Below are 7645 nucleotides of genomic sequence, written 5' to 3' on the forward strand. Positions count from 1 at the left end.
ATGAACGATCACAACAACAGCATCAACCCGGAAACCGCCATGGCCACCACTACCATGACCATGATCCAGGCCCTGCGCTCGGCCATGGATGTCATGCTTGAGCGCGACGACAATGTGGTTGTCTACGGCCAGGACGTCGGCTACTTCGGTGGCGTGTTCCGCTGCACCGAAGGCCTGCAGAACAAGTACGGCAAGTCCCGCGTGTTCGACGCGCCAATCTCCGAAAGCGGTATCGTCGGTACCGCCGTGGGCATGGGCGCCTACGGCCTGCGCCCGGTCGTGGAAATCCAGTTCGCCGACTACTTCTACCCGGCCTCCGACCAGATCGTCTCGGAAATGGCGCGCCTGCGTTACCGCTCAGCCGGCGAGTTCATCGCCCCGCTGACCCTGCGCATGCCGTGCGGCGGTGGCATCTATGGCGGCCAGACCCACAGCCAGAGCCCGGAAGCGATGTTCACCCAGGTGTGCGGCCTGCGCACTGTCATGCCATCCAACCCGTATGACGCCAAAGGCCTGCTGATTGCCTCGATCGAATGCGACGACCCGGTGATCTTCCTGGAGCCCAAGCGCCTGTACAACGGCCCGTTCGACGGCCACCACGACCGCCCGGTAACGCCGTGGTCGAAGCACCCACACAGTGCTGTGCCAGACGGCTACTACACCGTACCGCTGGACAAGGCCGCCATTACCCGCCCCGGCAATGACGTGACCGTGCTCACCTACGGCACCACGGTGTACGTGGCCCAGGTGGCCGCCGAGGAAAGCGGCGTCGATGCTGAAGTGATCGACCTGCGCAGCCTGTGGCCGCTGGACCTGGACACCATCGTCGAGTCGGTTAAAAAGACCGGCCGCTGCGTGGTGGTGCACGAGGCCACCCGTACCTGCGGCTTCGGTGCCGAGCTGGTGTCGTTGGTGCAAGAGCACTGCTTCCACCACCTGGAGGCGCCCATCGAGCGCGTCACCGGCTGGGACACCCCCTACCCTCACGCGCAGGAATGGGCGTATTTCCCAGGGCCTTCGCGGGTAGGTGCGGCATTGAAAAAGGTCATGGAGGTCTGAATGGGCACGCACGTCATCAAGATGCCGGACATTGGCGAAGGCATCGCACAGGTCGAGTTGGTGGAATGGTTCGTCAAGGTCGGCGACATGATCGCCGAAGACCAGGTGGTGGCCGACGTCATGACCGACAAGGCTACCGTGGAAATCCCTTCGCCGGTCAGCGGCAAGGTGCTGGCACTGGGCGGCCAGCCCGGTGAAGTGATGGCGGTCGGTAGCGAACTGATCCGCATCGAAGTGGAAGGCAGCGGCAACCATGTGGATGTGCCTCAGGCCAAACAGATAGAAACGCCCGCCGCCCCTGTGGCAGCCAAGCCGGAACTGCAGAAAGACGTAAAACCCGCTGCGTACCAGGCACCCGTCAACCACGAAGCTGCGCCCATCGTGCCGCGCCAGCCGGGCGACAAGCCGCTGGCCTCACCGGCGGTGCGCAAGCGTGCGCTGGATACCGGTATCGAACTGCGCTATGTGCACGGCAGCGGCCCGGCCGGGCGCATCTTGCACGAAGACCTTGACGCCTTCATGAGCAAGCCGCAGAGCGCCGCCGGGCAAGCCCCCAATGGCTATGCCAAGCGCACCGACAGCGAGCAGGTGCCGGTGATCGGCCTGCGCCGCAAGATCGCCCAGCGCATGCAGGATGCCAAGCGCCGGGTCGCGCACTTCAGCTATGTGGAAGAAATCGACGTCACCGCCCTGGAAGCCCTGCGCCAGCAACTCAACAGCAAGTACGGCGACAGCCGCGGCAAGCTGACCCTGCTGCCGTTCCTGGTGCGTGCCTTGGTCGTGGCGCTGCGTGACTTCCCGCAGATCAACGCCACCTACGACGACGAAGCGCAGGTCATCACCCGCCATGGCGCGGTGCATGTAGGCATTGCTACCCAGGGTGACAACGGCCTGATGGTGCCAGTGCTGCGCCATGCCGAAGCGGGCAGCCTGTGGGCCAATGCCGGCGAGATTTCGCGCCTGGCCAACGCTGCGCGCACCAACAAGGCCAACCGCGAGGAGCTGTCGGGTTCAACCATCACCCTGACCAGCCTGGGCGCCCTCGGCGGCATCGTCAGCACTCCGGTGGTCAACACCCCGGAAGTGGCAATTGTCGGCGTCAACCGCATGGTTGAGCGGCCGGTGGTGATCGACGGCCAGATCGTCGTGCGCAAGATGATGAACCTGTCCAGCTCGTTCGACCACCGCGTGGTCGACGGCATGGACGCCGCGCTGTTCATCCAGGCCGTGCGTGGCCTGCTCGAACAACCCGCCTGCCTGTTCGTGGAGTGAGCATGCAACAGACTATCCAGACTACCCTGTTGATCATCGGCGGTGGCCCTGGTGGCTACGTGGCCGCCATCCGCGCCGGGCAACTGGGCATCCCTACCGTGCTGGTGGAAGGCCAGGCACTGGGCGGTACCTGCCTGAACATCGGCTGCATTCCGTCCAAGGCGCTGATCCATGTTGCCGAGCAGTTCCACCAGACTTCACGCTTTGCCGGGCCGTCGGACCTGGGCATCAGCGTTGCTTCGCCGCGCCTGGACATCGGCCAGAGCGTGGCCTGGAAGGACGGCATCGTCGACCGCCTGACCACCGGGGTAGCTGCCCTGCTGAAGAAGCACGGGGTCAAGGTGATTCACGGCTGGGCGAAGGTGCTTGATGGCAAGCAGGTCGAGGTTGATGGCCAGCGCATCCAGTGCGAACACCTGTTGCTGGCCACCGGTTCCAGCAGCGTCGAACTGCCGATGCTGCCGCTGGGTGGGCCAGTGATTTCCTCGACCGAAGCGCTGGCACCGACGGCACTGCCGCAACACCTGGTGGTGGTGGGCGGGGGCTATATCGGCCTTGAGCTGGGCATTGCCTACCGCAAACTGGGCGCGCAGGTCAGCGTAGTGGAGGCGCGTGAGCGCATCCTGCCGACCTACGACAGCGAATTGACCGCCCCGGTGGCCGAGTCGTTGAAGAAGCTGGGCATCGCCCTGCACCTTGGCCACAGCGTCGAAGGTTACGAAAACGGTTGCCTGCTGGCCAACGACGGCAAGGGCGGGCAACTGCGCCTGGAAGCCGACCAGGTGCTGGTGGCCGTGGGCCGCCGGCCACGCACCCAAGGCTTCAACCTGGAATGCCTGGACCTGAAAATGAACGGCGCCGCCATTGCCATCGACGAACGCTGCCAGACCAGCATGCACAACGTGTGGGCCATCGGCGACGTGGCCGGCGAACCGATGCTGGCACACCGGGCCATGGCCCAGGGCGAGATGGTGGCCGAAATCGTCGCCGGCAAGGCACGCCGCTTCGAGCCTGCCGCGATTGCTGCTGTGTGCTTCACCGACCCGGAAGTGGTAGTGGTCGGCAAAACCCCGGAGCAGGCCAGCCAGCAAGGGCTGGACTGCATCGTCGCGCACTTCCCGTTTGCCGCCAACGGCCGGGCGATGAGCCTGGAATCGAAGAGCGGTTTCGTGCGCGTGGTGGCGCGCCGGGACAATCACCTGATCCTGGGCTGGCAAGCGGTTGGCGTGGCGGTTTCCGAACTGTCTACGGCGTTTGCCCAGTCGCTGGAGATGGGCGCGTGCCTGGAGGATGTGGCCGGCACCATCCATGCCCACCCGACGCTGGGTGAGGCGGTACAGGAAGCGGCATTGCGCGCCCTGGGCCACGCCCTGCATATCTGACACTGAAGCGGCCGAGGCCGATTTGGCCCGCTGCGCCGAGAGGCGCCGCGGGTCTTTTTTCATTCAGGCCACAGGACGATCCAGTAACAGGCACCGCTCCCACAATCACCGCGCGCTACTCGGCTATGGCGTTCTTGCCTGCCGCCTTGGCCCGGTACAGCGCCTTGTCGGCGCGCGCCAGCAGCGCAGGCTGGTCCTCTCCTTCCTGCCATTGGACCACGCCATAGCTCAGGGTCAGCCGGCAATCGCCCACAGGCTCCAGCTGCTCAATCACCTGACGCAAGCGTACCGCCACCTCAAGTGCATCCCTCAGCGTGGTCTGCGGCAGTACAAGGACAAACTCATCCCCGCCCCAGCGGGCCAACAGGTCCAGTTCACGCTGGCAGGTGCGCAGGTTTTCGGCCACCCGCACCAGCGCCGCATCGCCCCTAGCATGGCCGTAGCGGTCGTTGATCGGCTTGAAGTCATCCATGTCCATGGCGATCAGCGACAACGGCTGGCGGAAGCGCTTGGCCCGCTCGCACTCCAGTTGCAGGGTCTTGTCCAACCGATAGCGGTTGGCAATGCGGGTCAATGCATCGCGCTCGGCCAACTCGCGGTTTTCGTCCAGTTGCCGCTGCAACTGCTGGTTCACCCAGGACAGCTCGCGAGTGCGCTCGGCCACTAGGCACTCCAGCGACTGGTTCTTCTGTTCCAACTGGGCCACCCGGCGTTTGCCGGCATCGATATTACGGTGCGCCCCAAGCATGCGCGCCACCGAACCGTCCTGGTTATGGGCAATGATGTAGCCGCTGTCTTCGATCCACAGATAGCTGCCATCCTGGCAACGACAGCGGTATTCGATGAGGTAGCGCTCGTTGCGCTGGTTGATATACGCCTCGAAATGCGCCATTACCCGCGGGTAGTCCTCCGGATGGATCACGCTTTCCCAGGTGAGGACTGAATTGGCCATTGAATGGCTGGTGTAGCCGAGCATGGCGTACCAGCCCGGGTTGCGATAGACGTAGCCGGTATTGGCATTCCAGTCCCAGATGCCATCGCTGATCAACTCGAACAAGGTGTGCAATTGCTGTTCACTGAAGCCGGCGGGTGCCGGCCCGGTTTCCTGATTCATGGACGCTCTCCCTGATGCCCAGCAACTGCGCCCCGTTCACGGGGCTGCCGACAGTGGTGGTAATTGCCGCAGGCGGCAAGAGGATGCTTGAACCGGCAAGCATATGCCCCCCGTGCTGCCACCGGAAATAGTCGCAACGCGCTATTTTCGCCCACCGCTGCAGGCGGTATGGCTGCCGAAGTGTTTCGTATAAGATATCCGCACCGCCTGATTCTGGAATTTCCCGTGCCGTTGCCGTCTTTCAAAGCTACCGACCTGGGTGCAACGCCCTCGATGTCGGAAATCATCGCCAAACACCTGCGCGAGGCAATTATCTCGGGGCAGCTGGCCGAAGGCGAACCGGTGCGTCAGGACGAAGTGGCGCAGGCGTTCAACGTCAGCAAGATCCCGGTGCGCGAAGCCCTGAAGCGCCTGGAAGCCGAAGGCCTGGTGGATTTTCAGCGCAACCGTGGCGCGCTGGTTACCCGCATCTCGGAACCTGAACTGGCGCAGATGTTCGAGGTACGTGTGTTGCTGGAAGTGCAAGCGATTCGCCTGGCGATTCCGAACATGACCGAAGCACATTTTGCCCAGGCCGAAGCCATCTGCGCGGAGTTCATCGGCGAGGACGATGTGGGCCGCTGGGCCGACCTGAACTGGGCGCTGCACGCCTGCCTGTACGAACCGGCGCGGCGGCCTTACCTGGTCGGCCTTATCCGCTCGATCCATGACAAGGTGGAACGCTACCTGCGCATGCAAATGAGCCTGTCAGCGGGCAAGCTGCGCGCGGATCACGAGCACCGGGATATCGTTGCCGCCTGCCGGGCGCGGGATGTAGAACTGGCGGCGCGGCTGATAGAAGAACACATCAATGGCGTGTGCCAGAGCCTGTACGAGCACCTGCCCCATAACTGACCCGACAGGCTATCACCGCCCCGTGCAGGAGCAGCCTCCTGCGGCCCTTACAGAAAAACCATGACGTATTGATTTAACGGGGACGCTGTGGGAGCGGGCTTGCCCCGCGAACACCGGCAAAGCCGGTGCCATACACCCCGTGGCCCCCTTCGCGGGACCAGCCCGCTCCCACAATGACCCCGTTCTATCCTGCCAATGGCTCGACTGGAAATCTCCCTTTCTGGCTTCGTTTTTGCTTATCTAGATATCGTATACGAAATACCATATAAGGAATCGGCGGCTCCGATTTCCCCGGCGCCACCCTGCCTACTCCTTCTTCCAATAATTACGTATCGGAGTGCAAAACCATGGCCACACCCTATTCGGCGGCATCAGCGAATGTCGCAAACACAGCAGACAAGGCCCCTGCGGGCATCAAGCGTGTGGTAGCTGCGGCCATGGCCGGCGCAGTCGCCGAGTGGTACGAATTCTTCCTCTACGGCACCGCCTCGGCGCTGGTGTTCGGCCAGCTGTTCTTTCGCCAGACGGGCAGCGCCATGGACGGCATCATTGCCGCCTTTGCCCTCTACGCAGTGGGCTTTCTCGCCCGCCCCATCGGTGGCCTGGTGTTTGGCCATTACGGGGACAAGGTCGGCCGCAAGCATTTGCTGCAGATCAGCCTGATCGTGGTCGGGATAACCACCTTCCTGATGGGCTGCCTGCCCACCTTCGAGCGCATCGGCTATGCCGCGCCCATCCTCCTGGTGGTGTTGCGGCTGATCCAGGGCTTCGCCTTCGGCGGCGAATGGGGCGGCGCGGTGCTACTGGTGTCCGAGCACAGCCCGGACAACCGCCGCGGCTTCTGGGCCAGCTGGCCGCAAGCGGGCGTGCCGGCCGGCAACCTGATCGCCACTATCATCCTGCTGTTGTTGTCGTCCAACCTTAGCGAGGCGCAGTTCCTGGACTGGGGCTGGCGGGTGGCCTTCTGGTTCTCGGCAGTGGTGGTGCTGATCGGTTACTGGATCCGCACCCGAGTCGATGATGCCCCCATCTTCAAGGAAGCCCAGGCCAAGCAGCAGAAGCTGGAAAGCCAGCAACTGGGCGTAGTGGAGGTGGTCACCAAATACTGGCGCGAAGTGCTGATCGGCATTGGCGCGCGCTTTGCGGAAAACATCCTCTACTACACCGTGGTCACGTTCTCCATCACCTACCTGAAACTGGTGGTGCACAAAGACACTTCGCAAATTCTGCTGCTGATGTTCGGCGCTCACCTGCTGCACTTCTTCATGATCCCGGCCATGGGCTACCTCTCAGACATCATCGGCCGCAAGCCGGTGTACCTGATCGGCGCCGTGCTCACCGCGTTCTGGGGCTTTGTCGGTTTCCCGATGATGGACACCGGCAACGACTGGCTGATCATGGCGGCCATCACGCTGGGCCTGGCCATCGAGTCGATGACCTATGCGCCGTACTCGGCCTTGATGGCCGAACTGTTCCCCACCCACGTGCGCTACACCGCCCTGTCGTTGTGCTACCAGGTGGCGCCAATCCTGGCTGGCTCGCTGGCCCCGCTGATCGCCGTCACCTTGCTGAAGGAATACAACAGCTCCACGCCTATTGCCTGGTACCTGGTGGGCGCGGCAGCGATCTCGATTGTTGCCGTGGCGGCAGCCAAGGAAACCCGCGGCAAGTCGCTGCGCGCCGTTGACGAAGAATCCGCGGCCCGCAACGCCGGCCGTTAAGCAACCCATAAAAATCACACAATAATAGGTAACCACCATGAGCAATATCTTCAACGGCACCATGCCCGCCCTGATGACCCCGTGCACCGCCGAGCGCAAACCGGACTTCGACGCCCTGGTGCGCATGGGCCACCAGCTGATCGAGGCCGGCATGAGCGCCGTGGTGTACTGCGGTTCGATGGGCGACTGGCCACTGCTGACCG

6 protein-coding genes and 1 pseudogene are annotated in these 7645 nt (G+C 63.4%); 6 read left to right on the top strand and 1 reads right to left on the bottom strand.

All coding sequences use genetic code 11. The features are described from left to right. From LU684_RS24300 to lpdA, 3 genes are read left to right on the top strand one after another with little or no spacing between them, the layout of a single operon-like run. Positions 1 to 1059: an alpha-ketoacid dehydrogenase subunit beta gene (locus LU684_RS24300; RefSeq protein ID WP_016488476.1), complete on the top strand. Its 1059-nt coding sequence runs from the start codon at positions 1 to 3 to the stop codon at positions 1057 to 1059. Then, positions 1060 to 2331 carry a dihydrolipoamide acetyltransferase family protein gene (locus LU684_RS24305; protein WP_016488477.1) on the top strand — a complete coding sequence of 424 codons (1272 nt, stop codon included), beginning with the start codon at positions 1060 to 1062 and terminating at the stop codon, positions 2329 to 2331. Between the two features lie 2 nt (positions 2332 to 2333). Beyond that, positions 2334 to 3713: a dihydrolipoyl dehydrogenase gene (lpdA, locus tag LU684_RS24310; RefSeq protein ID WP_145913871.1), complete on the top strand. Its 1380-nt coding sequence runs from the start codon at positions 2334 to 2336 to the stop codon at positions 3711 to 3713. 115 nt (positions 3714 to 3828) lie between these two features. On the opposite strand, the gene LU684_RS24315 is transcribed toward lpdA, so the two are convergent. Then, positions 3829 to 4827 (bottom strand): sensor domain-containing diguanylate cyclase, encoded by a 999-nt coding sequence (locus LU684_RS24315; RefSeq protein ID WP_016488479.1) that lies wholly within the window; start codon positions 4825 to 4827, stop codon positions 3829 to 3831. A 273-nt stretch (positions 4828 to 5100) separates the two neighbouring features. Here LU684_RS24315 and LU684_RS24320 point away from each other — a divergent pair, with 273 nt between their 5' ends. From LU684_RS24320 to LU684_RS24330, 3 genes and pseudogenes are all read left to right on the top strand, one after another. Further along, positions 5101 to 5721, top strand: coding sequence for a GntR family transcriptional regulator (locus LU684_RS24320; RefSeq protein ID WP_096426987.1), 621 nt, complete (start codon positions 5101 to 5103; stop codon positions 5719 to 5721). A gap of 347 nt (positions 5722 to 6068) precedes the next feature. Further along, a complete protein-coding gene (gene abaF / locus LU684_RS24325; protein ID WP_096426605.1) occupies positions 6069 to 7442 on the top strand; it encodes a fosfomycin efflux MFS transporter AbaF in 1374 nt (457 codons plus the stop codon). A gap of 37 nt (positions 7443 to 7479) precedes the next feature. Continuing rightward, positions 7480 to 7645, top strand: a pseudogene (locus LU684_RS24330) (dihydrodipicolinate synthase family protein); the annotation flags it as partial.

It is taken from the genome of Pseudomonas sp. NMI542_15 (assembly GCF_021283425.1).
In the GTDB taxonomy this organism is placed as follows: domain Bacteria; phylum Pseudomonadota; class Gammaproteobacteria; order Pseudomonadales; family Pseudomonadaceae; genus Aquipseudomonas; species Aquipseudomonas fortuita.

Bases quoted from the DNA above. Each gene is read 5' to 3' on its own strand.
- LU684_RS24315 (WP_016488479.1), bottom strand. From the start codon at position 4,827: ATGAATCAGGAAACCGGGCCGGCACCCGCCGGCTTCAGTGAACAGCAA.
- LU684_RS24305 (WP_016488477.1), top strand. From the start codon at position 1,060: ATGGGCACGCACGTCATCAAGATGCCGGACATTGGCGAAGGCATCGCA.
- lpdA (WP_145913871.1), top strand. From the start codon at position 2,334: ATGCAACAGACTATCCAGACTACCCTGTTGATCATCGGCGGTGGCCCT.
- abaF (WP_096426605.1), top strand. From the start codon at position 6,069: ATGGCCACACCCTATTCGGCGGCATCAGCGAATGTCGCAAACACAGCA.
- LU684_RS24300 (WP_016488476.1), top strand. From the start codon at position 1: ATGAACGATCACAACAACAGCATCAACCCGGAAACCGCCATGGCCACC.
- LU684_RS24320 (WP_096426987.1), top strand. From the start codon at position 5,101: ATGTCGGAAATCATCGCCAAACACCTGCGCGAGGCAATTATCTCGGGG.